A 24,213-nucleotide genomic window follows, 5' to 3' on the forward strand; every position below is an offset into this window, starting at 1 on the left:
AGCGCGTTCGCGGTGACGATCACGGTGGCCCCCGTATCGGCCAGGATGGCGATCCACAAGCCCGTCAGCCCGAGCACGCTCGTGACCAGGAACACCGCCTTGAGCCCCAGCGCGACGGCGATGTTCTGGCGGATGTTGGCCATGGCGGCCCGCGCCAAGCGGATCATCTCCACGACGTCGTAGGTGTGGCTCCTCAGGAGCGCGCCGTCGGCGGTCTCCAGGGCCACGTCGGTGCCCGAACCCATGGCGATACCCACGCTCGCCGCCGCCAGTGCAGGTGCATCGTTGATACCGTCGCCCACCATCATGACCCGGCCCCCCACCCCGAGCGCCCGGATCACCGCGACCTTGTCATCGGGCATCTGCTCGGCGCGGAACTCCAGACCGAGCGCGCTCGCGATCGCCGCACCGGTGCGCGCGTTGTCGCCTGTGAGCATGATCGGACGGATGCCGAGATCCTGTAGGGCTGCAAGAGCCGACTTCGCGTCGAGACGCGGCTCGTCGCGCAGGGCGATCAGCCCCACCAAACGGCCGCCCACCACGAGCGCCGTGACGGTTTTGCCCTCCGCTTCAAGCGCGGCGCTCCGCTCGCTCGCCCCGGCCGGCCAGGTCGTACCGCCTTCGGCAAAGCGCGGAGCACCGAGAAAGATCTCCTGCCCGCCGAGCGAGCCGGTCACGCCCTGACCCGGAACGGCCCTGACCCCGTCGGCGGGCTGGATCCGGCAGCCCGTCGTCCTGGCCCACTCCACGATCGCGACGGCGAGCGGATGGTTCGATCCGGTCTCGACGGCCGCAGCCAGCCGCAGCACCTCAGCCTCGCTACCGGAATAGACCGCGACGTCCGTCACCCGCGGCGCTCCTTCGGTCAGCGTGCCTGTCTTGTCGAAGGCGATGACCTGCGTATTCGCCGCCGCCTCGATCACGGCGCCCCCCTTCATCAGCAAGCCGCGGCGCGCGCCGGCCGACAGGGCCGATGCGATCGAGGCCGGCACCGAGATCACGAGCGCGCACGGGCAGCCGATCAGCAGGAGCGCGAGCCCGCGATAGACCCAGGTCGACCAAGCCCCCCCGAACAGGAGCGGCGGCACCAGAACGACGAGGAGGGCGAGGCCGACGATGAGCGGCATGTACCAGCGCGAGAAGCGGTCGATGAAGCGCTCCGTCGGCGCGCGCGCCTCCTGCGCCTCCTCGACGAGGCGGATGATGCGCGCGATCGTGTTATCCTCGGCGGCCTTGGCGACGCGCACCCGGAGTGCCGCCTCGCGGTTGATCGAGCCCGCGAAGACGCCGTCCCCCGCCCCTTTGGTGCTCGGGAAGGATTCCCCCGTCACAGGAGACTCATCGATGCCGGACGTGCCGGAGAGGATGACGCCGTCGGCCGGGATGCGATCGCCCGGTCGCACCAGCACTGTCTGGCCGATCGTGAGCGAGGCGGCCGGCACGTCTCGGGCGATGCCGTTCTCCTCGACCAACGCTGTTTTCGGGACGAGTTCGCCGAGCGCCCGGATGCCGGCGCGGGCTCGGTCGGCCGCCACGCCCTCCAGCACCTCGCCGACCGCGAACAGGAACACGACGAGGGCGCCTTCCTCCGCGGCGCCGATGAACAGGGCGCCGGCAGCGGCGATCGACATCAGCATCTCGATCGTGAACGGCATGCCGGCGCGCGCGGCCGCGATGGCGCGCTGGGCGACCGGCGTGACCCCGACCAGCGTCGCGCCCACGAATGCCCAGAAGGCCAGCGCGGGAACGCTGAGCTTGATCGTCCAAGCCAGGGCGAGCATGGCGCCGGTGAACAGGACCAGACGGCCCTTGCTGGCCTGCCACCAAGGCCTGTCAGCGCTCTCGCCATGTGCGTGCCCTTGCTTTGCGAGAACGCCGTCATGCTGGTCTGCCGCCGTCAGGGGTGCCTGCTCGTCCTGGTCACAGCCCGGCTCACCACAGCCGTGTGCTGCGTTCGCATCGCGGCGGCCGAGCAGCTCGTGCTCGGGACCGGAAGTGAGGGATGGCGGCAATTTGCGCGTGAGCGTGTAGCCGAGGCCGGCCACGCGTTTTTCGACGGTCCTTGAGGAGATCTGGGTCTGATCGATCGTGGCGGTCAGGGTCTCGGTGATCGTCGAAGCCCTGACGTCGCTGACGCCCGGCAACTTGGCCAACGCCGTTTGGATCTTGCCGACGCAGCTGGCGCAATCCATCCCCTCGACCTTCCAGGTGAAGGTCGAACCGTTCTCGCGCGCGGCGTCCGCACTGTGTCCCGTCATGAGATCCTCCTGCTCCCCGGCAGCCTAGAACCTTTAGCCGCTAGAGGAGCAAGGAGCGGTCGGTCTCAGCCTTGGCTCTGCCACTGCGTCATGACCTCTTGGCTCGACCTGCTGAGGTGCACATGCGCGTCGACGCGCTCGACCCAGGCGAGCGGGATGAGGTGATGCGCGCCGTGCGCGGCCGGATCGTTCCGGGTCAGCTTGATCTGATCGGATCCCTGCATGTGGTCGACGGTGCCGACATGGTGCCCATCGGACGCCTTGACCTCCATGTGCTCTTTGATCTGGCTTGCATCGATCATGACGTATCTCCTCGACCTGAGACGGCTGACACATGGTATGAGGGGAGACGCTCGACGAGCGCCTCGCGCGCTAGGCGGCCATCTTCCGGCAGCTCTCGGCGCAAGTCCGATACCGTTCGAGGCCGATGAGAACACCGTCTCGCCCTGGAACCGGGGATAGCGACGAGAGAACCAGCGCTGCAAGGAATGGTTGCGCACAGTCGTGCTCGAGCCCAACATCGATGATCTCGGAGTATTCCCGCGGGGGGTCTCGTTGTCAACGCCGATTGAAGTCTGACCCACCTTTGGGTTTGTCGCCGATCGTAACCTGACCCACCCCTCACGCAGGAACGTCTGGTTCCCGCACTGGCCGCGCCACCAGTCCGGCGCGCCGCTTGTCCTTCAGCCGGTAGCTCTCGCCGGTGATCGTCACCACGCTGGCATGGTGCAGCACCCGGTCCAACATCGCCGCCGTCAGCACCGCGTCGCCGGCAAACGCCTGGTCCCACGCCCCGAACGACAGGTTCGAGGTCAGGATCATCGCGCCCCGCTCGTAGCGCTTGGCCGCCACCTGGAAGAACAGGTTCGCCTGCTCGCGCGCGAACGGCAGGTAGCCGATCTCGTCGACGATCAGCAGCCGGTAGAGGTTCACCGCCCGGTGCATCGCCTCCTTCAGGCGACCCTGGCGCTGCGCCGTCTCCAGCGTCAGGACCAGGTCCGCCGCACTGGTGAAGCGCACCTTCATCCCGCGCTGCGTCGCCAGGTAGCCGAGCGCGATCGCCAGATGCGTCTTGCCCACGCCGGACGGACCCAGGAACACCACGTTCTGCGCCCGTTCCACGAAGGCCAGGCTGGCCAGTTCCTGGATCTGCGCCCGCGGCGCTCCGGTGGCGAAGCCGAAGTCGTAGCCCTCCAGCGTCTTCACCGCCGGGAACCCCGCCACCCGGGCGAACATCTCCCGTGCCCGGGTGCGCCGGGCCTCGCGCTCGGCGCGCAGCACCTCCTCCAGGAAGACGGCGTAGGGCGTGTCGCGCTCGGATGCCGCTTGCGCGAGCGCGCCGTAGGCCGCGGGCACCGCCTGCAGGCGCAACTCGCCGCAGAGTTCGGCGAGGCGGGCATGCTGCAGGTCGCTCATGCCGGCTCTCCCGTCATCAGGCCCGAGAGCCCGTCGTAGAGCGCCAGCGGGTGCTGCAGCCCGACCACCGGGTGGGCGGGAGCCGGCACCGCCGGGGCCTTGATCTGGCGCACCGAGCGGCCGCCATAGGGCGGCGGCACCGGCTGCAACTGCGTCCGTTCCACGTCCAGGCGCTCGGCCGGCACCGCGCCGGTCGTGGCATGGACCCGCTGGTTGGCCACCGTGCGCAGCCAGCGACCCGCCGCCAGGTTGGCCGCCTCGCGATCGAGCACCAGCCCTTCCTGGCCCAGCCGGCTGGCCAGCGGCACGTAGAAGCTGCCGCGCAGGTAGCGGATGAAGCGCTCGACCTTGCCCTTCGTTTGCGCCCGTCCGGGCTGGCACAGCCGGGGCCGGAAGCCGCAATGGCGGGCAAAGTCCAGGAAGCCGGCCTGGAAGCGATGACGCCCGCGACCGTAGGCGTTCCGCTCCACCACCACGGTGCGCATGTTGTCGTAGAGCACCTCGCGCGGCACGCCCCCGAAGGCCAGGAAGGCGTTCTCGTGGGCGGCGATCAGCGTCTCGAGGCGCTCGTCGGTCACGAACTCCAGGTAGGCCGCCCGGCTCCAGCCCAGCGTTGCCACGAACACCGAGAGACGGTCGGCGCCGCGCCGCATCACCGCCCAGTCGACCTGCATCTGCTCGCCCGGCGCAGTCTCGAAGCGCACCACCGGCTGCGGGGTCGGCGCCGGCGCGAGGCCGGCGACGAACTCCTTGAGCATCGTGTAGCCGCCCGCATAGCCCCGCTCGCGCAACTCGACGAGCAGCACGCTGGCCGGGATCCGCTCCGGCGCCGCAGCCGCCAGACGTTCCACCACGTAGCCCTTGAACGGATCGAGCTTGCCCGGTCGGGGCGGCCGCCCCTTGTAGCGCGCCGCCGCCTCGTCGCGCAGGTAGCGCCTCACCGTGTTGCGCGACAGACCCGTCGCGCGGGCAATCTCGCGGATGCCCTTCCCGTGCCGATGCAACACCCGGATCTCCAACGCTGCCTCCTCACCCACCATCCGGGCCTCCTCCCGCAGAAGGAGCCCAGCCTACGGCCTGGGTCAGGGTTCAGTCGGCGACTGGGTCAGTTTCACATCGGCGCCTACATCGTGCTCGGTCCGGAAGAGCCGCTCGAGATCGCAATCCATGATTCAGTCGCGCGCCAGCGACGACGTGCGGGGACGTCGCGGATCAACGGAGGGAGAGACGACGATGAGACGCAGCGCCCTGTCGACCCTGCTTTGGCTCGGCTGCCTGCACGGAGCCCATGCTCAGGAAGCCCCATTTGGCCTGTCCTGGGGACCCGTCGACACGGTGCCGAAGCCCTCGATGGTCGACCGCGAAGCGAACATCACGGCGCTGACCTACTTCCACGACCGTCCGCTGGCCGCGGGCATCGATACGGACGAGGTCATCCTGGAAGTCTGCCGGGACGAGGGCCTGCAGCAGGTCATCTGGCTCAGCCGTCCGCTCTCGGAGGCCGAACTGCCGTCGCGCTACGAGGCCATCTACCGGGAGGGCGTGCGGCGGTACGGTCAGCCGCAAACCGAGCCGGGTGCCGAGACTGTGTCGTGGCCGTCTGGACGCGCGCTCCTGGCCGTCAGGAAGGCTGTTCCCGGCGAGCGGCGCTTGACCATGCTGGCCAGGGGCGACCACTACGAGGCGTGCTCGGTCGCCCACCAGGCGGCCACAGGCCACCCGGCCTCCCGGCACGCGTCGGACCTAATCCTCGGGCAGACCCCGTGAAGCAGGTCGCGATCATCCGCACCGGGCCTACGATGGCGGCCGATCCACAAACCGCCGAGATAATCGGGCTCGGTGCGACGCCATATGCGGCCTTGATCGGACAATCGCCGCCTTGGTGCCCGGACATGACGATGCGGCCTGAGCCCGGGGCTTCATGAGCGGTGCGCCGCAGTGGGCTTCGTCAGCGGACGACGATCGGCCGACCTGCGGGCCCCGTCCTCCTTTCGAGAGCAAGCCGGTTCCCGCAAACCTGTCCCGCCGGGATCATCCCGGACGGGACGACATGGACGCCACGCACGCCCTCCAGCGCAGGCTTCGAGGCCGGGGGGTGGCGCCCGTACCGGTCGCCCCGCGCCAGCTGTGCTGCGCAGCCGAGAAGCTCACAAGTGGCATCGAACCGTCATCGGCCGTCGATAAAACAGGCGCACCCGGAGATTGCCGCCTGTTTCGGCGGTGACGCGCCCCTGACCGAACCCGCGGCATTCGGGGAACGATCGATCGCGCGCACGACCACGATGCGTTTCGAATGTCGCCCCATTCGCCCGCACGCGGGTTCGCAGTCGTGATTACGGCCGATGGGAAGAGCGGCATGGCTGCCGTCGCTGCGAGCAACCCACACGCTATGCCGCTTGAATTCTGGAAGTTCGGCCTCTCCCCGTCCCGCTCCATAGGCGTGGCGAGGGGCGTGAGGGCGGTGTCTACCTCGGTGGTACGCGTGGCTATCTCATCGGCCGGGGTCGTCAGCTCAACCCGAACCCGGCGGCGGGCTTGCACGAAGCCGCTCGTCCATGGTTAGCAGCGCGGCCAAGTTTGGGCGGATGCCGCATCGTGTCCTGGTCACCGCATCGCTAGTCCGGGTTCGGTTCACGCATGTGGAGGCGGCACGATGAGCCGGTGGAGACAGGCCGCAGGACGCCTCCGCGCAGGTGCAGGGGTTGCGACGTTGCTCGCTGGCGTGTCCACCGGCGCCCACGGGGCCAATCTCGCCACGCCGACGCCACACGACGCGACGCACCTGCCCTCCTTCGGTGCCTGGGCGGGCGGCTATATCGGATGGCAGGGCAGCGCCGGTGACGCCTTCGGCAGCTTCGGCTTCGGTTCCGGCATGATCGGCCGCCGTTCGGTGCCGGAATTCCGCACCGGGGATGCCACGGGCCGCAACGATGCCGGGCGCGATGCGACCACCGCGCTCGGCGGCCTGTTCGGCGGGTATGCTTGGCAGAGCGGCCCGTTCGTGTATGGCCTTGAAGCCGACGTTGACGCCTCGAACCTGGAGCGGCCCGTGTCCAGGTGCTGATCGCCCAGCAGGGCTACCTCTCGGCCCTGGTCACTTCGGCGGGCGCGCGCGCCACCCAGTACGCCGACACCGCCGCCCTGTTCGTGGCGCTCGGCGGCGGCTGGTGGAACCGGGCCGACGTGGCCCCGCCCCCGCCCGAGAAGGACCCGCTCAAGTTCCTGTGAAGGGGCTCTCCCGCGGGACCGGCCAGCCGTCCGCCTCGGGGTCCGCCCGAGCCCAAATCGCACGCCGACGGTCGGGCAGGGCATCCACGCGACTGAGCCGACGCGGCTCAGATCCCCTCGCCAGCTCATGCTGGGCGGTTCTGTCCATGAACGCCGGGCCCGGTGTCGGCCTCGGGAGGTCGGTCATGTGATGGCTCACGAACGGTCGCGGGCGTGGCGCGTCGGTGCCGAGCCCAAGGTCCGGCCCATGGGATTCCGTCAGGGGCATGGATTGGATCCCCGGCCCCGGACGTTTCCTTCCGATCCAGGAGGGTAACGATGGTAAGCGTCAGGCTTTCACACGTTTGCTGCCGGTTTGACGGCGGTCGACCAGTTCCAAGGCAGGAGTACGTCGAGATCTCGGGCCGGATGACCGCTGCTCATCCGGGTCAACACGTCGGTGAGGTAGGCATAGAGCTCGACGCCGTTGAGCTTGGCCGTCTCGATCAAAGAAGCGATGACGGCCCACCGCGCTCCGCCGCCATCTGAACCGGCGAACAGGTAGTTCTTGCGCCCGACCGCCATCACCCGTTCATTCTGCCCATGTCGGGCAGGAAGCGGAGGTTCGTTATCGCGGGCACCCCCATTCCGGCCGGAAGGTGCTGGTGCGCCGGGTCGAGCAGCGGACGTACGGCCCGATTCTCCTGGTGCAAGCGCCTTCCGGCGTTGTGATCGTCATGGCCGGATGGATGTTCGACCCGGTTCACTGCGCCGGCATGACGTCCGGGTCTCCGCGCGTCGATGTCACGGCGCTGATCGAGCTGGCGCGGCTGTTGAGTGGGGCAGACAGCCCCGCAAAGTTCCGGAGCGATGTCGGCATCGTTCCGGAGGCACAGGATGGAACCTTTCAAGCGGCCGGCCGCGGTGCCGGATCGGCAGATCAGCTTCCTCTTCGAACAGGACGGGCTGGAGGGCCTGAGCGCTCAGGAACGCGACACGGTCGTCGCAATGCTGGCGCAGATCCTCATGCAGGCCGGCGGCCTCGGCGTCGAGGAGCTTGACGATGACGAGCGCTGAGCTGCTCCCGCCAGCCATCCTGAAGCGAACGGCGGTCGTCTATGTGCGGCAGTCGACGCAATCCCAGGTCATGACCAATCTCGAGAGCAAACGGCGCCAGTACAATCTGGTCGATGTCGCCCGCCAGCGCGGCTTTGTCGACGTCGAGGTCATCGACGATGATCTCGGCCGGTCGGCGAGCGGACTTTAGCAACATCACCGCGCCGACGCGCCCGAACAAAGCCCCGCTTCCGTTTGCCAGCGCCCTGGGCCTACGCGCTCTGCCACGCCGCATGAATGGCCAAAGATACCATGCAGGGAGCTGGAGATTGGATCACTCTCCGGTTCTCTGACCTTGGACCGGAGTTGGCCATGCTTGATCGTGAACAGATCCAGACAAACCTGCCTGAGGTTGCTGTGTTCGTCACGCTGGAACTCAGCAAGTCGGCATGGCTCCTGGCCGCCCAGGCCGTCCCGAGCGGGAAGACCTCTGCACACCGGGTGAGCGGCGGCGACGTGGAGGGCCTGCTCGCCTTGCTGCGCCGCCTGCAGGCTCGCGAACAGCGCAGCTCCGGCCGAGAGGTCGCGATCATCCTCGGCTACGAGGCCGGATACGACGGCTTCTGGCTGCAGCGCCGCCTCGCGGCCGAGGCAATCACCTGCTTCGTCATGGATCCCGGCAGCCTCCAGGTCGACCGCCGCGCGCGACGGGCCAAGACCGACCGGCTCGACGCGGCCATGCTGCTCCGGGCCCTGATGGCGTGGTGCCGCGGCGATCACGCCGCCTGCCGCATGGTGCAGGTGCCCTCGGTCGAGCGCGAGGATGCGCGGCGCACTCATCGCGAGCGCCAGCGCCTGATCGCGGAGCGGGTGCAGCACGTCAACCGGATCAAGGGCCTGCTCGCCACCCAGGGCGTCTACACGTTCCAGCCGCTGCGACGCGACCGTTGGGAGCGGTTGAAGGAGGTGCGCACCGGCGACGGGCGCGACCTGCCTCAGCGCCTGCGCGGCGAGATCGAGCGCGAGTTCCGGCGGCTGGAACTCGTGCTCGAACAGGTTGCGGCCGCCGAGGCCGAGCGCGATGCCGCCGTGGCGGATCCGGCCGTCACGGACGCCGACGCCGAGAAGGTGGCGCGTCTGGCCCGGCTCGGTGGCATCGGCACCGAGCTGGCCACGGTGCTGGTGCGCGAGGCGCTGTACCAGCCGTTCGCCAACCGCAAGCAAATGACCGCCTATTCCGGGCTCACGCCGAACCCGTACGCCAGCGGCGACCGACAGCGCGACCAGGGCATCTCAAAGGCCGGGAACCCACTCCTGCGGAAGTCGATGGTCGAGCTGGCGTGGCTGTGGCTGCGCTATCAGCCGGGCAGCGGGCTCGCCCGCTGGTTCGTCGAGCGGTTCGGCACCGGACGCGGGCGCATCCGCAAGATCACCGCGGTGGCGCTGGCGCGCAAGCTGCTGGTCGCCCTGTGGCGCTATCTCGCCACCGGGCTGGTTCCAGAGGGCGCGCGCCTGAAAGCGGCCTGAGGATCAAGGTTCGTCCGCCGGGCCGGTCCACGGCATGTCGGACGAGTGGGGGCAGGCGTGTGACCGGAGCTCGACGGGGTTTGCTGCCGTCGCCAAAGATGGGTCCCGCCGCCTTCAGCCGGTTCGCCTCGCATGAGGCATCTTGGTCAGGAACGTTCTGTTCCGCCGGACACGAGTGGATCCGCGAGCCCGGCGCTCGCACGACATCCCGGCTCCCCCGCCCGTCCGAAACGTCGATCACCGACCCCCTTGCGGAAATGCCTCATACGAGAGTTTGGATGAAGGACCGGCCGCGCTGCGGGCACCTTCAAACGTAAGTGCCGGCGCTCCGTCTTGCAGCTCCCGCACAAACTGCATAACCTGTACGCGTGGACGCTCGTTAGAGCGCTGGCAGCAATAGCTTTTTTGGTTGCAGGTTCGAGTCCTGCCGGGCCCACTTATCCCCGAGAGATGGAGCGTCTGCGGGCTCTTGCGAATGGCGGCCGCTCTTTTGCGGAGACCCACGGGAGCAGCTGTATTGGCTTCTGCGCTAGATGGTTGGTGACCGCTGGAACCTTTTTCAGCTCCTCCAGCATCAATGCCAGAGCTGTCGGATCGCAATAACGCTCGTCTGTTTCACCGGACCCGGCGTGTCCAAGGATGTCGGCTCTGATTTCCGTGTGAACGCGGGCTTGCTTAAGATTGTTGCCGAGCGAATGTCTGAAGGAGTGGATGACCTTTTTACGTTCTGCTTCGTTTGAGATCGCTTTTCGAAGTCCGCTGCTAAATTCATCGTAGAGGCGATCGCCGAGCGGCGAGCTTGAGTTTGGCGATTTTAGATCCGGAAACACGAGTCCGTATCCGAGTGCGCGAACAGCTTTGACGTAGTCCAAAAACCCGAGGCGGAGCACCTCTGGGTGCAAAGCGACAAACCGAATAGATTGAACGTTCTTAAGACGACGCGTTTCGTTGAATCGAAAAGCAAGGTATGCAATCCCGCTTGCCTCCTCCACGTCGTCGACATGAAGTCCTGCAATTTCCTCTCGTCTCGCGCCTGTATAATAGAGTAAAATAATTGCGAAGTACAAAGCGCGATGGAATACCTGATCGCCGGTGGTAAACGGATCGCGCCACGAACGACAGCCTGTGAAGCAGGGCAGTCGGAAGATCGCCGCAACATCGTCGTTGCTAAGAGATGGTCGCCGGTTACGTGCCCTGTCCCGCTTGCGGGCGCGAAGGAGCGCGAGATCGATGCTCGCATCAATCGCGAGGCCCTGCGCTTTGAGAAATGTTACAAGCTGTCCGAGGAAAGTCAGGTGACGGTTGATGGTATCCCCGACGATGCCTCGTTTGTTGGTTGGAAGCTTGGCGCCAATCTCACGCAGTTCGGCAGTGCTGCGTTCGGCATCACGAGGGCTCTTACCATACGACGGCGAGACGGACCGCAAAAGATCAACTAATTCGGCAAAATGGCTCTGCCGAAGATCAGTCACACGGATGAGGCCGTTCTCGACGAGTAGCTTGGCGAACAGGGCAAAAATCTGACGCGCCTGGTGCTGTGTTTTTGCATCCCAGGTTTCGTCACGAGCGCGCCCGGCGATCATCGCCTCCCCGAACGCTATGATTGGATGCATCCCCTTCTGATGAGGCTCTTGGTCCGTCGTATCCAGCGCGAGGTCCGGGCTTGCTGACACGATTGCAACGCCTGTCGGCATTTGAGGGACGGCATCAGCGTTTGATTGCGAACGAGCTGTACTCACGGTTGCCGTCGAGCCTGTGGCCTCCGGCGGCACCTGCGCTTCCCTCAGCAGGATCGCGTCGCGCAGTGTGACCTCTTCGATCCGAAGACCATCGTAGCGGCGCTCAGTTGCAAAGGCCGCCGCGGACATACCGCGGAAGGCAATCTCCTGAGCTAGAGACAAGTTAGTCATGGTCGGTGCGACCGCTTGGTTTGCGAGCAGCCCTTCCAGCCGAGCGCGAGGCATCAGGTGGCCGTTCTGGCGCACCATCGCGGCCAGCGTCGCCCGTGCTTCCTCAATGTCGAGGTCATTCAGCCCGTCGCGACGCATCTCATCAGCCAACGGAGTATCAATGGTCGCTGCCGCGCCGCGCGCTCCAAGGATACGCAGGATCCATCCCATACGCCGATCGGCACGCCGGCTCGCCTCAGGATCGAAGTCCGGTTCTGCACGTTCTGCCGCAGCGATCCGGTCGAGTTTTTCGAGGTGGGCCAATAGGCTTTCGCGAAAGATGCCGTCGAGCTGGCGGCGGCTCATGATGAGATCGGGTTCGGGCTCGCTCATGGCGCGATGAAAAAGCTGATCGGAATGAGCCGTGAGCTGGCTCGCGAGGAAGCGTGCCCTGGCTGGGTCGCGCGTGCCTAGGCTTACCACGAGCTGCCTGGAACGGCAGAATCGGATCAGCGGCAGCGGGATCCGGCGGCGCCAGGAATAGCTCCCACCGCGCCTGTAAGCATGAGCGATAGCCGGCACCGGACACCTCGTGTGAGACACGCATGTGCAACACCGATGTGTGCCGACGCCTCCCGCTTCAGCGGGAAATCGTTCGAATTCAGAGACTTACGGGGGAATTTGGCTGGGGCGCCAGGATTCGAACCTGGGAATGGCGGTACCAAAAACCGCTGCCTTACCGCTTGGCGACGCCCCAACGTGCGGCTGGCGCTTCCATAGCGGGGCGGGGCGGTGCTGGCAACCGGGGCCGCCGGGGTTCGGCGCGGGCCGCGGTTGGAGCGACTTTCGGGCTCGTGTATGCCGGAGCGCGCAACGGCAAGGAACACGGGGAGGAGAGACGCATGAGCACGCAGAAGGTCGCACTGGTGACCGGGGCCGGCTCGGGGGTGGGCCGCGCGGTGGCGCTCGGGCTCGCGGAGGCCGGCTACGACGTGGTGCTGTCGGGCCGCCGTCCCGAGCCGCTGCAGGCGGTCGCCGGCGAGATCGAGGGGAAGGGCAGGCGCGCGCTGGCCCAGCCGACCGACATCGGCGACGAGGCCTCGGTGGCGGCACTGTTTGCCCGTCTCGAGGAGGAGTTCGGCCGCCTCGACGTGCTGTTCAACAATGCCGGCATCGGTGCGCCGCCGGTGGAGCTCGACGAGCTGCCGGTCGCGACCTGGAAGGCGGTGGTCGACACCAACCTCACCGGCGCCTTCCTGTGCACCCAGGGTGCGTTCCGGCTGATGAAGAAGCAGCGGCCCCATGGCGGGCGCATCATCAACAACGGCTCGATCTCGGCCCACGTGCCGCGGCCGTTCTCGGCGCCCTACACCGCCACCAAGCACGCCATCACGGGCCTGACCCGCTCGACCTCGCTCGACGGGCGCGCCCACGACATCGCCTGCGGGCAGGTCGACATCGGCAACGCCGCCACCGACATGACCGCGCGCATGCAGAAGGGCGTGCCCCAGCCCGACGGCTCGACGCGGCCCGAGCCGACCATGGACGCCAAGCACGTCGCCGACGCGGTGGTGTACATGGCGAGCCTGCCCCTCGACGCCAACGTGCAGTTCATGACCGTGATGGCGACCAAGATGCCGTTCATCGGCCGCGGCTGAGCGGGCAGGGCCCCGGACTTTGAAGGCCTCTGGCCCTCAGGCGCCTCCTCGGGCTAGAGAGGCGGCGCGGGCGCTGACGCAAGCGACCGCGCCTCCCCATATGGGGAAGACCGTCTCCTCACCGACGACCGGGCCCCCGGCCCGGACCAGACCCGGGCCCGGGCTTTGAAAACACTCCCATGCTGATGCAGACAGACGCCCCGCGCGCCCCCGCCGATCCGGTCGCCCGGCGCCGCACCTTCGCGATCATCTCGCACCCGGATGCCGGCAAGACCACCCTGACCGAGAAGCTGCTCCTGTTCGGCGGCGCGATCCAACTCGCCGGCGAGGTCAAGGCCAAGCGCAACCGCGTCTCGACCCGCTCGGACTGGATGGGCATCGAGAAGGAGCGCGGCATCTCGGTCGTCACCTCGGTGATGACCTTCGAGTATGGCGACTGCGTCTTCAACCTCCTCGACACGCCGGGCCACGAGGACTTCTCGGAGGACACCTACCGGACGCTGACCGCGGTCGATTCCGCCGTGATGGTGATCGACGCGGCCAAGGGCATCGAGGCGCGCACCCGCAAGCTGTTCGAGGTCTGCCGCCTGCGCGACATCCCGATCGTCACCTTCGTCAACAAGCTCGACCGGGAATCCCGCGATCCCTTCGACCTCCTCGACGAGATCGAGAAGACCCTCGCCCTCGACGTCGCGCCGGTGACCTGGCCGATCGGCCGCGGCCGGAGCTTCGCCGGCACCTACGACCTGCTGCGCCGCCGCGTGCGCCGGCTCGACGCGGCGGACGATGCCGGCACGGTGCCGGTGTCGGGCCTCGACGACCCGCTCTTCGACACCCTGCTGCCGGAGGCCGGTGACGCCGCGACCTGGCGCGAGGAGGCGGAGTTGGCGGAGGGCGGCTGCAAGCCGTTCGACCTCGACGCCTTCCGCGAGGGCCACCTGACCCCGGTCTTCTTCGGCAGCGCGCTGCGCAATTTCGGGGTGCGCGACCTGATCGACGGGCTGGCCGAGGTGGCGCCGCCGCCGCGCGGCCAGGACGCCGACACCCGCGCGGTGGCGCCGACCGAGCCGAAGATGACCGGCTTCGTGTTCAAGATCCAGGCGAACATGGACCCGAACCACCGCGACCGCATCGCCTTCATGCGGGTCTGCTCCGGCAGGCTCAGCCGCGGCATGAAGGCGAGGCTGGTGCGCACCGGCAAGCCGATCTCGCTCTCGGCGCCGCAATTCTTCTTCGCCCAGGACCGCGCCATCGCCGACGAGGCCTATGCGGGCGACGTCGTCGGCATCCCCAACCACGGGACTTTGCGCATCGGCGACACGCTGACCGAGGGCGAGGAGCTGGTCTTCCGCGGCGTGCCGAGCTTCGCTCCCGAGATCCTGCGCCGGATCAAGCTCACCGACGCCATGAAGGCCAAGAAGCTGCGCGAGGCTTTGCAGCAGATGGCCGAGGAGGGGGTGGTGCAGCTCTTCCTGCCGCAGGACGGCTCGGGGGCCATCGTCGGCGTGGTGGGAGCGCTGCAGCTCGACGTGCTCAAGGAGCGGCTCCAGGCCGAGTACGGCCTGCCGATCGACTACGAGCCGACCCGCTTCACCATCTGCCGCTGGATCGAGGCGCAGGATCCGGCCGAGCTCGACAAGTTCATCGGCTCGCACGGCTCGTCGATGGCGAGCGACCTCGACGGCGCGCCGGTCTTCATGGCGACCACCGGGTTCTCGCTGCGCTACGAGGAGGAGCGGGCGCCCGCGATCCGCTTCACCGACGTCAAGGACTACCAGAAGCGGCGCGCCTGAGCGCTCCTGACGGCCTTCGCTTCGGCCTGCCCCCGGGACGGGGGGCAGGGCCGATGTCAGAACCGGCCCAGCAGCGGGAAGTCGAGCTTCAGGCTCGAGACCGGGGTCGGGGGCGTGTCGCGCTTGCGCGGCCGGCCGTTGAGCACCTGCTTCAGCTTGGTCTTCAGGAGGGCCAGGTCGAACGGCTTGAGGATGAAGGCGTCGGCGCCGGCGATATGCGCCACGTTGATGTCCTCGAAGCTGAACGAGGTCTCGGTCAGGATGAACGGCGTGTTCATGAGCGTGTCGTCGGACCGGATCTCGCGCAGCAGCTGGATGCCGTCCATCGGCTCCATGTCGAGATCGGAGATCACGAGGCCGTAGCGGCGGGAGCGCAGCTGCTCGAGCGCCTGCTGCCCGTCGGACACGCCGTCGACCTCCGGGAAGCCCAGGCGGTTCATCAACTCGGTCACCAGGCGGACGAGTTTCACCTGGTCGTCGACGATCAGGATGGGAGGGGTTTCGCTCATCGGCACCAGCCAGCGGGTTGTGTTTCGTGACGCGGATCACCGGGCTGGGCCCGGCGGGTTCCTCGGCGGAGGACGGGGTCCCCGCCCAGGCTCTCGATGGTCCGCAGGTCCCGTGACGGGACCTGCTCTAGACGAAAAGGTGGTCGATGCCCTGCTTGGCCATGACCTCGGCCTGGAGCGCCTGGGCGAGACCGTAGACCGTGCTGGCCTTCGGCGTGCCGCGCTGGAGCATCGGCCCCAGATTGGCTCTCTGGAACAGGGCCTCGTTCGACGGCGCGCGCAAGGCGGTGGCGAACGAGGTCACGAACTCGCGCTTGGTGATCTCCCGCCACTCGACGATGTGGACGTCGCGGTGGCGCACATCCGTGCTGATCCGCTGGAACGTCTCCTGCACGGACAGGCGCTCGCCCTCGAGGATCTGGATGAAGTATCCCTGATCGACGATGAGCAGGCTGGTGATCACCGAGAACTCGTTCTTCTTCTGCGCGTGCCGGGCGATCTCGGCGATCTGGCGGGCGCGCACCGGCGGCTCGGCGGAGAGCTGAGACCGCGAGAAGTAGATCAAGTGGATGAGGCTGCTTCGTTTGCTCGCACGCATATCCCTGGTCCGGCGCCGTCCAGAACGCCAGCTAAGGGCAAGAGGTTCAACACGGCGTAAACATCACCCCGCGGATCACGGCAGAATTTGCCGCGGGGCGCCGGTGCGGCCCGGCGGGTTTTGCCGCCCGGTCCGACGCACCCCCAGCAAAATCAAGGACTTGGTCCCTGGCACACGGCTTGCGGTTCCGATCCCCGAGAGCGTGCCGGATGACCTCGACGGGTCGGCCGGCCGGACGGAGACCCGGAAACGATGGACGTTTTCAGCGCGCTGCAGACCTCTGTATCAGGTCTCAAGGCCCAGGCCTTCAGCCTCGAGAACATCTCGGGCAACATCGCCAACTCGCAGACCGTCGGCTACAAGCGGATCGACACCGACTTCGTCGACCTCCTGGCCGAGCAGCCGGCCAGCCACCAGACCGCCGGCTCGGTCGCGGCCTTCTCGCAGCTGACCAACAGCCTTCAGGGCGGCGTGGCGGCGACCGGGGTCGCCACCAACATGGCGCTCAGCGGCAACGGCTTCTTCACGGTGCAGACCAAGGCCGGCGACAATGGCGGCGCCCCGGTCTTCTCCGGCACCAACCTCTACACCCGCCGCGGCGACTTCTCGGTCGACCGCGACGGCTACCTCGTCAACGGCGCCGGCTCCTACCTCGTCGGGCAGACCCTCGACCCGGCGACCGGCCAGTCCACCGGCACGGGGCCGATCGCGGTGCCCGATTCGACCCTGCCGGCCCGGGCGACGTCGAGCATCGCCTACGCGGCGAACCTGCCCAGCACCCCCACCACCGCCTCCGGCGCGGCGCTGCTCGGCACCCTCCTGGGCGGGGATCCCCGGGTGCTCACCGGCACGGCCGCGCCGGGCCCGACGGTCTCGGCCTCCGATTCCGCCACCTTCGTCAATGCGAGCGTGTCGGGCGGCGAGCTCACGGCCTATTCGGGCACCGGCACCCCGGTGAGCGTGCAGCTGCGCTGGGCCAAGGTCGCGAGCGCCGACGCCGCGGCGGGCACCAGCGACACCTGGAACCTGTACTACGCCAACCAGACCGGCTCCGGCTCCTCGGCCGGGACCTGGCAGAACGTCGGCACCGCCTTCACGTTCAACGGCAGCGGCCAGCTCACCGCGCCGACCGGTACCAGCCTCAGCATCCCCGACCTCACGGTGAACGGCACCAATCTCGGGGCGGTGGCGCTGAACTTCGGCACCGGCGGCCTGACCCAGTACGGCTCCCCGACCGGCCAGGTCACCACCAACACCCTGCAGCAGAACGGCTACGCCGCCGGCACCCTCAACTCCCTCGCGGTGACGAGCGACGGCAAGCTCACCGGCACCTATTCCAACGGCAACACCGTGGCGCTGGCCCAGGTCGGGGTGGCGCGGTTCAACGCGCCCGACTCGCTCAAGGCGGTCTCTGCCGGCAACTACGCCCAGACGGCGGAATCCGGCGGGCCGCTGGCGGGGCTTGCCGGCGGCACGATCATCGGCGGCAACGTCGAGCAGTCGAACACCGACACGGCGAACGAGTTCTCCAAGCTCATCGTCACCCAGCAGGCCTACTCGGCCAACACGCGGGTGATGTCGACCGCCCAGCAGATGATGTCCGACCTCATCAACGTGATCCGCTGATCGCGGGATCGGACTCAGCAGAGTTGCACGGGGCAACTCCGCTGAGCTCATCGGATCTGCATCATTGTCGCCGCCGGACCGGTGAACGCTTCGGCACCGGTCGTTCGCGACCGGCGGAATGATGCACAGGATCGCCGGGATCGATCCCGGCGGCCCGCGCGGGGGAGCAGAAGGCTCCGTCGAGATGCGTCGCCCCGCATGAGTGGGCGAACCCGATCTCCGCGTTCCCGGGGCGAGCACCCGGGAACGGCCGGACATCGTACGCGCGGGTCGTCTCTTCGCGATGGAAAGCCGGTCGGCCGCCCGACAACGGACGGCCCGGTGCAACACCGCGACCGCCGCCCAAAAGGGGCGGCAGACCAGGTCGGGACCGCCGCCCAAAAGGGGCCGAGGCGGGCCCGGCCGCGAGCGAGACGCCGGACCGCGACACGACCCCCAAGACGGCCGTCACGGCCGGCGGGGGTCCTCGCGCGGCCCGGCCCGAATCACTGTCGCTACCGGACCCGCCCGATGTCCCTCAACGCCCTCAACACCGCGACCGCCGGCCTGCAGGTGACGCAGGCGGCGATCGGTCTCGTCTCCCAGAACGTCGCCAATTCCGGCACCGCCGGCTACGTCAAGCGCACCCTCACGTCGGTGTCGCAGCTCGGCAATTCCGGCGTCGCCGCCGGGGCGGTGAGCCGGACCTTCGACGCGGTCTCGCTCAAGCAGCTGCGCCTCGAGACCGCCGGGGCCGCCTATACCGGGCTCACCGCCAAGGTGCAGGATCAGCTCGACGCGCTCTACGGTACCCCGGGCAGCGCCTCCGCCCTCGACGGGGTGATGAACAGCTTCACCCAGTCGCTGCAGGCGCTGACCTCGGACCCGACCTCGGCCGCCTCCCGGGCGACGGCGGTGAGCGGCGCCAAGACCCTCGCCACGACGATCGCCCGCATCGCCGACGGCGTGCAGGACCTGCGCACCGGCCTCGAATCCCAGCTCGGCAGCGACGTGGCCTCGGCCAGCACGCTCCTGTCGCAGATCGCCGCGCTCAACACCCGGATCGCCGCATCGAGCGGCGGCGTCACCGGCGACACCACCACGGCCGATCTCCAGGACCAGCGCGACCAGGCGATCAACGCGCTCTCGCAATACCTCGACGTGCAGGTGAGCCCGCAGCGCGACGGCACCGTCACCCTGCTCACCGCCTCGGGTGCGACGCTCGTCGACCACGGCGCGGCGGCGTCGCTCGGCTTCGACGGCCGCGGCACGCTGAGCGCCGAGGCGCAGTATTCCACCGACCCGGCCACCCGCGGCGTCGGCACCGTCACGGCGACGACGCCGGCCGGGGCGACGATCGACCTCGTCGCCACCGGGGCGATCCGCTCCGGCTCGATCGCGGCGGCGGTCTCGCTGCGGGACGACACCCTGGTCGAGGCGCAGCGCCAGCTCGACGACCTGGCGGCCGGCCTCTCGCGGGCGCTGAGCGACCGGCCGGCGACCGGCACAGCCGCGAGCGCGAACGGGCTCTCGGGCTTCGACATCGACCTCACCGGGCTCCAGGCCGGCAACGCCGTGACGCTGGGCGTGCGCAACGCCGCGGGCGTCGGCCGCAACGTCATCCTGATCCCGACGAGCGGCGGCGCGCCGGCGACCATCGATCCGGCGCTCACCGACGACCCGACCGCCCTGGTGGTGCCGGTCGACATCTCGGGCGGGCCCTCGACCTTCGCGGCCAAGATCGGGGCGGCCCTCGGCACCGGTTTCACCGTCTCGGCCACGCCGGACGGGGCGACGGGTTCGGTGCGCATCCTGTCCGATCCGGCGAGCCTCACCCTGACGGGCGCCAGCGCCTCGGTCACGGTGCCGACGAGCGCGGCCGACACCAAGACGGGCAGCGGCCCGCTCGCGCTGTTCGTCGATGCGGGGGACGGCAACGGCGTGTTCACCGGCTCGTTCGAGGGCGGCTCGCACCTGACCGGCTTCGCCCAGCGGATCGCCGTCAACCCGGCGGTGGCCGCCGACAGCGCCACCCTGGTGGACTACGCCGCCACCACCGCCTCGGGCGACACCGCCCGGCCGCAAGCCCTCACCGACGCCCTCACCAACCGGACGCGGACCTTCTCGGCGGGGAGCGGCATCGGCGGCGTCAGCGCCCCGCACGCCGCCAGCGTCGTCGGCTTCACCCAGTCGGTCGTGGACGCCCGCGGGGCGGCCAGCGCCGCGGCCGGGCAGCTCGACGAGGGCCAGCAGATCGCCCTCTCCACCGCCCAGAGCCGCTTCGGCAAGGAATCCGGCGTCAGCGTAGACGAGGAGATGTCCCGGCTGATCCAGCTCCAGACCGCCTACAGCGCCAATGCGCGGGTGCTGACCGCCGCCCGCGACATGCTCGACACCCTGCTCAGGATCTAGAAGGACCGCCCGCGATGACGATCGCCCCGTACGCGGCCGGCACGGCCGCCGCCGACCTCAACACCCAACGCCTCGTCGCCATGAAGGCGACGCTCGGCACGCTCTCGAACCAGATCGCCACCGGACAGGTCTCCGACACCTATGGCGGCCTCGGCACCGGGCGCACCCAGAGCCTGTCCGCCCACGCCCAGATCAGCGCGCTGGACGGCTATATCGCGGCCGCCGGCACCGCCTCGACCCGGGTGGCCTTGGCCACCACGAGCGTGCAGCAGGTCGCGACCCAGTCCTCCGCGGCCTGGAGCAGCCTCGTCGATGCCCGCACCGGCACCGGCACCACCGCCCGCTCCACCCTCCAGCAGACGGCGGCGGGCCAGCTCGGCGGCGCACTCGACGCCCTCAACCAGAGCACCGGCGGCCAGTACATCCTGGGCGGCCGGGTCACCGACCGGGCGCCGGTCGAGACCGCCGCCCGCATCCTCGACGGCGATCCCGCCGCCGGCCTCGACGGCGTCCGCACGCTGATCGCCGAGCGGCAGGCCGCCGATCTCGGCACCGGCACGCCGAAGACCGGGCGGCTCGCCCTCTCGGCCTCGGGCGCCGCCGTCAGCCTGTCGGAGAGCGCGTCGGCGGACGTCCGGGCGAATTTCGGCTTCACGGTCGAGACCGCGGTCAGCTCGAACCCGGCCGGCCTGTCGGTCGCCGTCACGGCCGGGGCGTCCGCCACCGCCACCCTGTCCTTCGCCAGCCAACCGAAGGACGGCGACATCGTGCGGGTGAGCGTGCAGAACGCCGACGGCAGCCAGGGCTTCGTCGACCTCACCGCCCGGGCGGCGGGCAGCGGGGGCGAGAACACCTTCGCGATCGGGACCGACGCTTCGGCGAGCGCCCGGAACCTCACCGCGGCGCTCGCGGGCAAGACCGTCGTCGGAGTCCAGAGCGCGAGCCCGCCCGGCGCGACAGCCGCGCTCGCCGGCGGCACTGCGGCCTCCGCCACCGTGACGGTCGGGGCGGGGCTCGCCGTCGGCGACAGCGTGCAGGTCACGGTCGGCCTGCGCGACGGCACCAGCAAGACCTTGAGCCTGAAGGCCGCACAGGACGGCACCGCTGCCGGAACCTTCGCGATCGGCGCGACCCCGGCCGACACCGCCGCCAACCTGAGGACCGCGCTCGCGACGGCGCTCGACGCCACCGCCACGACCGACCTCGCGGCGAGCGCGGCCACGCGGGCGACGAGCGACTTCTTCGCCGGCTCGTCCTCGCCGGGCCTGAGCCCGCGCCGGGTCGCGACCGATGCGAGCGGCGCCGCCACCGGCTACGTCGCCGATCCGGGCGGCCGCACCCTGATCTGGTACAAGGGCGACGACACCTCCGCCGATCCGCGCCGGACCGCGACCGTGCCGGTTTCGGGCACCCAGACGGTGGCGATCGGCGTCCAGGCCAACGAGCCGGCCCTGCGGGCGGCGCTGAGCGGCTTCGCGGTCCTGGCCGCCACGTCGTTTCCCGACACCGACAGCGACGGGACCCGCTTCGACGCCTATTCGAGCCGGGTCCAGGCACTGCTGAAGCCCGGCGACGGCCAGCAGACGGTGCAGGGCATCGCCTCGGAGCTGAGCCTCGCCTCGGCCCAGATCGACACCCAGAAGAGCCAGAACACCGCCACCAAGACCGTGCTGCAGAAGACGCTCGACGCCGTCGAATCGGTCTCGACCGAGGAGGCGGCGGCCAAGCTCATGACGCTGCAGACCCAGCTCCAGGCGAGCTACCAGGCGACGTCGATGCTCTCGAAGCTGACGTTGACGAGTTACCTGTAAGGATCTCCGGCGGGGCTCACAGGATTCGCGATCATTCCGGGCTCCGCTGCGCAGCCCCGGAACGACCGCGGAGGGTGCCGATGGGTCCAGAGTGAATCGAACACTCTCTCAGTGCACGATGACGCGCATCGCGGCGATGAGGATGCCGGCGAAGGCGGCGAGCATGGCGCCGAGCTTGATCGTCATGCGCTGCTCGAGGAGCTTCATGTCCGCTCGGACGGCGGTGAACTCGTTCTTGGTTTCTTTCTGGGCGGCTGCCATCTCCGCTCGGACGGCAGCGAACTCGTTCTTGGTTTCTTTCTGGGCGGCTGCCATCTCCGCCCGAACGGCGGCGAACTCGCTCTTGGTTTCTTTCTGGGCGGTTGCGATCTCCGCCCGAACGGCGGCGAACTCGTTCTTGGTTTCTTTCTGAAACGCTGCCATCTCCGCCCGAACGGCACCGAACTCGTTCCTGGTGTCTTTCTGAAACGCTGACACCTCCGCGCGAACGGTGGCGAATTCCATCTTCATGTCCGTCCGGAGCACCGCGATCTCGGATCGAACGGAGGTGAACTCGGCCGCCGTTTCGGATTTCGCCGGCACGTTGTCCTGGACGGCCGAGGAGATCGCCGCGGCCAGCCCCTCCGCCTGCTCGGGCGAGAAGGCGGCGTTCTCCCGCAGGTCGCGGGCGAGCTTGAGGGTGTCGAAGGCGAACATCGGCGACGGCGGCTCCCGACGCCGAGGATAGGTCGCAGCGGACGGAAGGGAAAGCCTCGGCACCTGCCGCCGAGCGGGCCCGATGCCTGGATCGCGGCCGCGTGCCGGCGCGCGACCGCTCCGGCTTCGTCGAGCCGGTCACTCGGCCGCCGACGCGTCGGATCCCTCGCCCGCCTCACCCCTCACCCGCGCCAGCACCAGATCCGTGAAGATCCGCGCGTGCGGCATCTCGGGCGCCGGGTGGCGCACCAGCGTCATCGGCGCGACGGGGGCCGGGCCGAGGATCGAACGGTAGCGGACGCCCTCGGTGGCGAGCCGCGCCATCGAGCGCGGCACGATCGCGACCGCGATGCCGGTCGCCACGAGGTTGACCACCGAGGCGAGCTGCGGCGCGTTCTGGGCGATCTGGGGCGAGAAGCCGGCCGCCGCACAGGCCGCCATGATGCCGTCGTAGAGCGCCCGGCCGTTGCGGCGCGGATAGACGATGAAGCCCTCGCCCGAGAGGTCGGCAAGCCCGACCGGGCCGGTCTCGGCGGCGAGCCGGTGCGTCGCCGGCAGCGCCGCCACCATCGGCTCGTCGAAGAGGTGGCGCGCCCACAGGTCATCCACCTCGCCCTCGCCCGGGCGCATGAAGGCGACGTCGACCCGACCCGCCCGGAAGGCGGCGAGCAGGCTCGCGGTCGTCTCTTCGAGAAGCTCGACCTGCACGTCCGGATAGGCGCGGCGGTAGTCGCGGATCGCACCGGTCACCAGCGGATGGAACGAGGCCGAGGAGGTGAAGCCGATGCGGATCTGGCCGACATCGCCTGACGCGATGCGCCGCGCCCGGGCCTTGGCGGCGTCGACGGCGGCGAGCACCGCGCGGGCATCGTCCGCGAAGGCGCGGCCCGGCTCGGTCAGCGCCACCCCGCGGGACAGGCGCTGGAGCAGGATGGTCCCGACCTCCTGTTCGAGGCTCTTGATCTGATGGCTCAGCGCCGGCTGGGCGATGTTGAGCCGCTCCGCCGCCCGGGTGATGCTGAGATCGTCGGCCACCGCGACGAAGTAGCGAAGATGGCGAAGCTCCATCGCGCCGGTTCCCCCCTGACCCGCGGTTCTCGCCGCGGCTGCCGGACTGACATCCGGAAGCCCTACGATAGCGGAGGTCCGGGGGGAGCGCATGGCGCGCGCGTCGAGCGGGCTTATCCGCGCGGCACGGTGTCCCGCACCGACGGGCGGTCGGCATTCGCGTCCCGGAAGGCCGCGACCCGCGGGCAGAGGCCGCGCCAGTCGTGGTCTGGGAAGCGGAACACCAGGTAGTCGAGGGCGGTGATCGCGGCGATCGCCGGGAGGCCGAAGGGCTCCTCGTGCCCGGCGAAGACCGCATCGAGGCGCCGCAGGCCCTCCCGCATGGTGCGGTAGCGCTTGGTGCCGACGAGGCCGGTGTCGAAGTCGGGCGCCGACTTGCGCCCGATGATCACCGCGACGGCCGCGTCGAAGACCCCGATCGCGACGCCTGCGGCCGACAGGGCCTCCGGCCCGCCCGCGAGCACGGCGGGCTTCGATCCGACCGCGTCGAGGTGGCTGAGGATCAGGAGCGCTTCCGTCAGCCGCGCGCCGTCATCGGTGATCAGAGTCGGCACGCGGCCGGCCGGGTTGGCGTCGAGGAAGCCTGGGTCGTCGGCCCAGGCGTCGACGAAGGTGGTGTCGACCGTCTCGTTCAGGCCCTTCTCGATCAGCGCCATGCGGACGATGCGCACGAAGGGCGAGGTCGGGTTGGCGTAGAGTTTCATGATGCG

General features: G+C 69.1%; 19 protein-coding genes, 1 tRNA gene and 4 pseudogenes. 11 read left to right on the top strand and 13 right to left on the bottom strand.

Annotated features, from left to right (window positions below; genetic code table 11):
• From EU555_RS08830 to istA, 4 genes are all read right to left on the bottom strand, one after another.
• A partial coding sequence (locus EU555_RS08830; protein ID WP_135414317.1) for a heavy metal translocating P-type ATPase occupies nt 1–2,258 on the bottom strand: 2,258 nt, incomplete at its 3' end.
• Nucleotides 2,259–2,323: 65 nt separating this feature from the next.
• The gene (locus tag EU555_RS08835) at nt 2,324–2,560 is read right to left on the bottom strand and encodes a DUF2171 domain-containing protein (RefSeq protein WP_048447856.1); all 237 of its coding nucleotides are present in this window, start codon (nt 2,558–2,560) and stop codon (nt 2,324–2,326) included.
• Between the two features lie 319 nt (nt 2,561–2,879).
• On the bottom strand, nt 2,880–3,674 hold the full coding sequence (istB, locus tag EU555_RS08840; RefSeq protein WP_091889755.1) for an IS21-like element helper ATPase IstB: 795 nt from the start codon (nt 3,672–3,674) through the stop codon (nt 2,880–2,882).
• Nucleotides 3,671–4,714 (bottom strand): IS21 family transposase, encoded by a 1,044-nt coding sequence (istA, locus tag EU555_RS08845; protein WP_091889757.1) that lies wholly within the window; start codon nt 4,712–4,714, stop codon nt 3,671–3,673. The genes istB and istA overlap by 4 nt, the downstream gene beginning before the upstream one ends.
• A gap of 193 nt (nt 4,715–4,907) precedes the next feature.
• Here istA and EU555_RS08850 point away from each other — a divergent pair, with 193 nt between their 5' ends.
• From EU555_RS08850 to EU555_RS08860, 3 genes and pseudogenes are all read left to right on the top strand, one after another.
• A complete protein-coding gene (locus EU555_RS08850) occupies nt 4,908–5,441 on the top strand; it encodes a hypothetical protein (RefSeq protein ID WP_048447857.1) in 534 nt (177 codons plus the stop codon).
• A gap of 955 nt (nt 5,442–6,396) precedes the next feature.
• A complete protein-coding gene (locus EU555_RS08855) occupies nt 6,397–6,738 on the top strand; it encodes a hypothetical protein (protein WP_048447858.1) in 342 nt (113 codons plus the stop codon).
• Nucleotides 6,729–6,902: pseudogene (locus EU555_RS08860) on the top strand (histidine kinase); the annotation flags it as partial. The gene EU555_RS08855 and the pseudogene EU555_RS08860, both read left to right, overlap by 10 nt.
• Nucleotides 6,903–7,238: 336 nt before the next feature.
• Here EU555_RS08860 and EU555_RS08865 read toward each other — a convergent pair.
• Nucleotides 7,239–7,472, bottom strand: a pseudogene (locus tag EU555_RS08865) (transposase domain-containing protein); the annotation flags it as partial.
• Between the two features lie 306 nt (nt 7,473–7,778).
• Between EU555_RS08865 and EU555_RS08875 the strand changes: the two are divergent.
• From EU555_RS08875 to EU555_RS08885, 3 genes and pseudogenes are all read left to right on the top strand, one after another.
• Entirely contained in the window at nt 7,779–7,958 is a 180-nt protein-coding gene (locus EU555_RS08875) for a hypothetical protein (protein ID WP_048447860.1), read from the top strand.
• Nucleotides 7,945–8,142: pseudogene (locus tag EU555_RS08880) on the top strand (recombinase family protein); the annotation flags it as partial. The gene EU555_RS08875 and the pseudogene EU555_RS08880, both read left to right, overlap by 14 nt.
• A 167-nt stretch (nt 8,143–8,309) precedes the next feature.
• Nucleotides 8,310–9,464, top strand: a complete 1,155-nt coding sequence (locus EU555_RS08885) for an IS110 family RNA-guided transposase (RefSeq protein WP_048447862.1) — start codon at nt 8,310–8,312, stop codon at nt 9,462–9,464.
• 437 nt (nt 9,465–9,901) lie between these two features.
• Here the strand turns inward: EU555_RS08885 and EU555_RS08890 are convergent, their stop codons facing one another.
• The 3 genes and pseudogenes from EU555_RS08890 to EU555_RS08895 all read right to left on the bottom strand — a co-directional run bounded on the left by EU555_RS08890 (nt 9,902) and on the right by EU555_RS08895 (nt 12,110).
• On the bottom strand, nt 9,902–11,746 hold the full coding sequence (locus tag EU555_RS08890; RefSeq protein WP_083469530.1) for a site-specific integrase: 1,845 nt from the start codon (nt 11,744–11,746) through the stop codon (nt 9,902–9,904).
• A gap of 12 nt (nt 11,747–11,758) precedes the next feature.
• A pseudogene (locus EU555_RS37685) lies at nt 11,759–11,956 on the bottom strand (DUF6538 domain-containing protein); the annotation flags it as partial.
• A 79-nt stretch (nt 11,957–12,035) separates the two neighbouring features.
• A tRNA-Gln gene (locus tag EU555_RS08895) sits at nt 12,036–12,110 on the bottom strand.
• Between the two features lie 145 nt (nt 12,111–12,255).
• On the opposite strand from EU555_RS08895, the gene EU555_RS08900 reads away from it, so the two are divergent.
• Both EU555_RS08900 and EU555_RS08905 read left to right on the top strand, forming a co-directional pair.
• Complete coding sequence (locus EU555_RS08900; protein ID WP_135414318.1) at nt 12,256–13,011, top strand: SDR family oxidoreductase; 756 nt, start codon at nt 12,256–12,258, stop codon at nt 13,009–13,011.
• Between the two features lie 179 nt (nt 13,012–13,190).
• Entirely contained in the window at nt 13,191–14,804 is a 1,614-nt protein-coding gene (locus EU555_RS08905; protein WP_135414319.1) for a peptide chain release factor 3, read from the top strand.
• 56 nt (nt 14,805–14,860) lie between these two features.
• Here the strand turns inward: EU555_RS08905 and EU555_RS08910 are convergent, their stop codons facing one another.
• Complete coding sequence (locus tag EU555_RS08910; protein ID WP_135414320.1) at nt 14,861–15,313, bottom strand: response regulator; 453 nt, start codon at nt 15,311–15,313, stop codon at nt 14,861–14,863.
• 127 nt (nt 15,314–15,440) lie between these two features.
• The gene (locus EU555_RS08915) at nt 15,441–15,911 is read right to left on the bottom strand and encodes a BLUF domain-containing protein (RefSeq protein WP_135414321.1); all 471 of its coding nucleotides are present in this window, start codon (nt 15,909–15,911) and stop codon (nt 15,441–15,443) included.
• A 252-nt stretch (nt 15,912–16,163) separates the two neighbouring features.
• Here EU555_RS08915 and EU555_RS08920 point away from each other — a divergent pair, with 252 nt between their 5' ends.
• The 3 genes from EU555_RS08920 to EU555_RS08930 all read left to right on the top strand — a co-directional run bounded on the left by EU555_RS08920 (nt 16,164) and on the right by EU555_RS08930 (nt 21,739).
• Nucleotides 16,164–17,537 (top strand): flagellar hook protein FlgE, encoded by a 1,374-nt coding sequence (locus EU555_RS08920; RefSeq protein ID WP_135414322.1) that lies wholly within the window; start codon nt 16,164–16,166, stop codon nt 17,535–17,537.
• Between the two features lie 510 nt (nt 17,538–18,047).
• Nucleotides 18,048–19,928 carry a flagellar hook-associated protein FlgK gene (gene flgK / locus EU555_RS08925; protein ID WP_135414323.1) on the top strand — a complete coding sequence of 627 codons (1,881 nt, stop codon included), beginning with the start codon at nt 18,048–18,050 and terminating at the stop codon, nt 19,926–19,928.
• A gap of 14 nt (nt 19,929–19,942) precedes the next feature.
• Nucleotides 19,943–21,739: a hypothetical protein gene (locus tag EU555_RS08930; protein WP_135414324.1), complete on the top strand. Its 1,797-nt coding sequence runs from the start codon at nt 19,943–19,945 to the stop codon at nt 21,737–21,739.
• A gap of 108 nt (nt 21,740–21,847) precedes the next feature.
• Here EU555_RS08930 and EU555_RS08935 read toward each other — a convergent pair whose 3' ends face one another.
• The 3 genes from EU555_RS08935 to EU555_RS08945 all read right to left on the bottom strand — a co-directional run bounded on the left by EU555_RS08935 (nt 21,848) and on the right by EU555_RS08945 (nt 24,207).
• The gene (locus tag EU555_RS08935) at nt 21,848–22,435 is read right to left on the bottom strand and encodes a CCDC90 family protein (protein WP_135414325.1); all 588 of its coding nucleotides are present in this window, start codon (nt 22,433–22,435) and stop codon (nt 21,848–21,850) included.
• Nucleotides 22,436–22,573: 138 nt separating this feature from the next.
• Nucleotides 22,574–23,503, bottom strand: a complete 930-nt coding sequence (locus EU555_RS08940) for a LysR substrate-binding domain-containing protein (protein WP_135414326.1) — start codon at nt 23,501–23,503, stop codon at nt 22,574–22,576.
• A 113-nt stretch (nt 23,504–23,616) separates the two neighbouring features.
• On the bottom strand, nt 23,617–24,207 hold the full coding sequence (locus tag EU555_RS08945) for a glutathione S-transferase family protein (protein ID WP_135414327.1): 591 nt from the start codon (nt 24,205–24,207) through the stop codon (nt 23,617–23,619).
• Nucleotides 24,208–24,213: the final 6 nt, after the last annotated feature.

The sequence above is a fragment of the Methylobacterium nonmethylotrophicum genome (genome assembly GCF_004745635.1).
In the GTDB taxonomy this organism is placed as follows: domain Bacteria; phylum Pseudomonadota; class Alphaproteobacteria; order Rhizobiales; family Beijerinckiaceae; genus Methylobacterium; species Methylobacterium nonmethylotrophicum.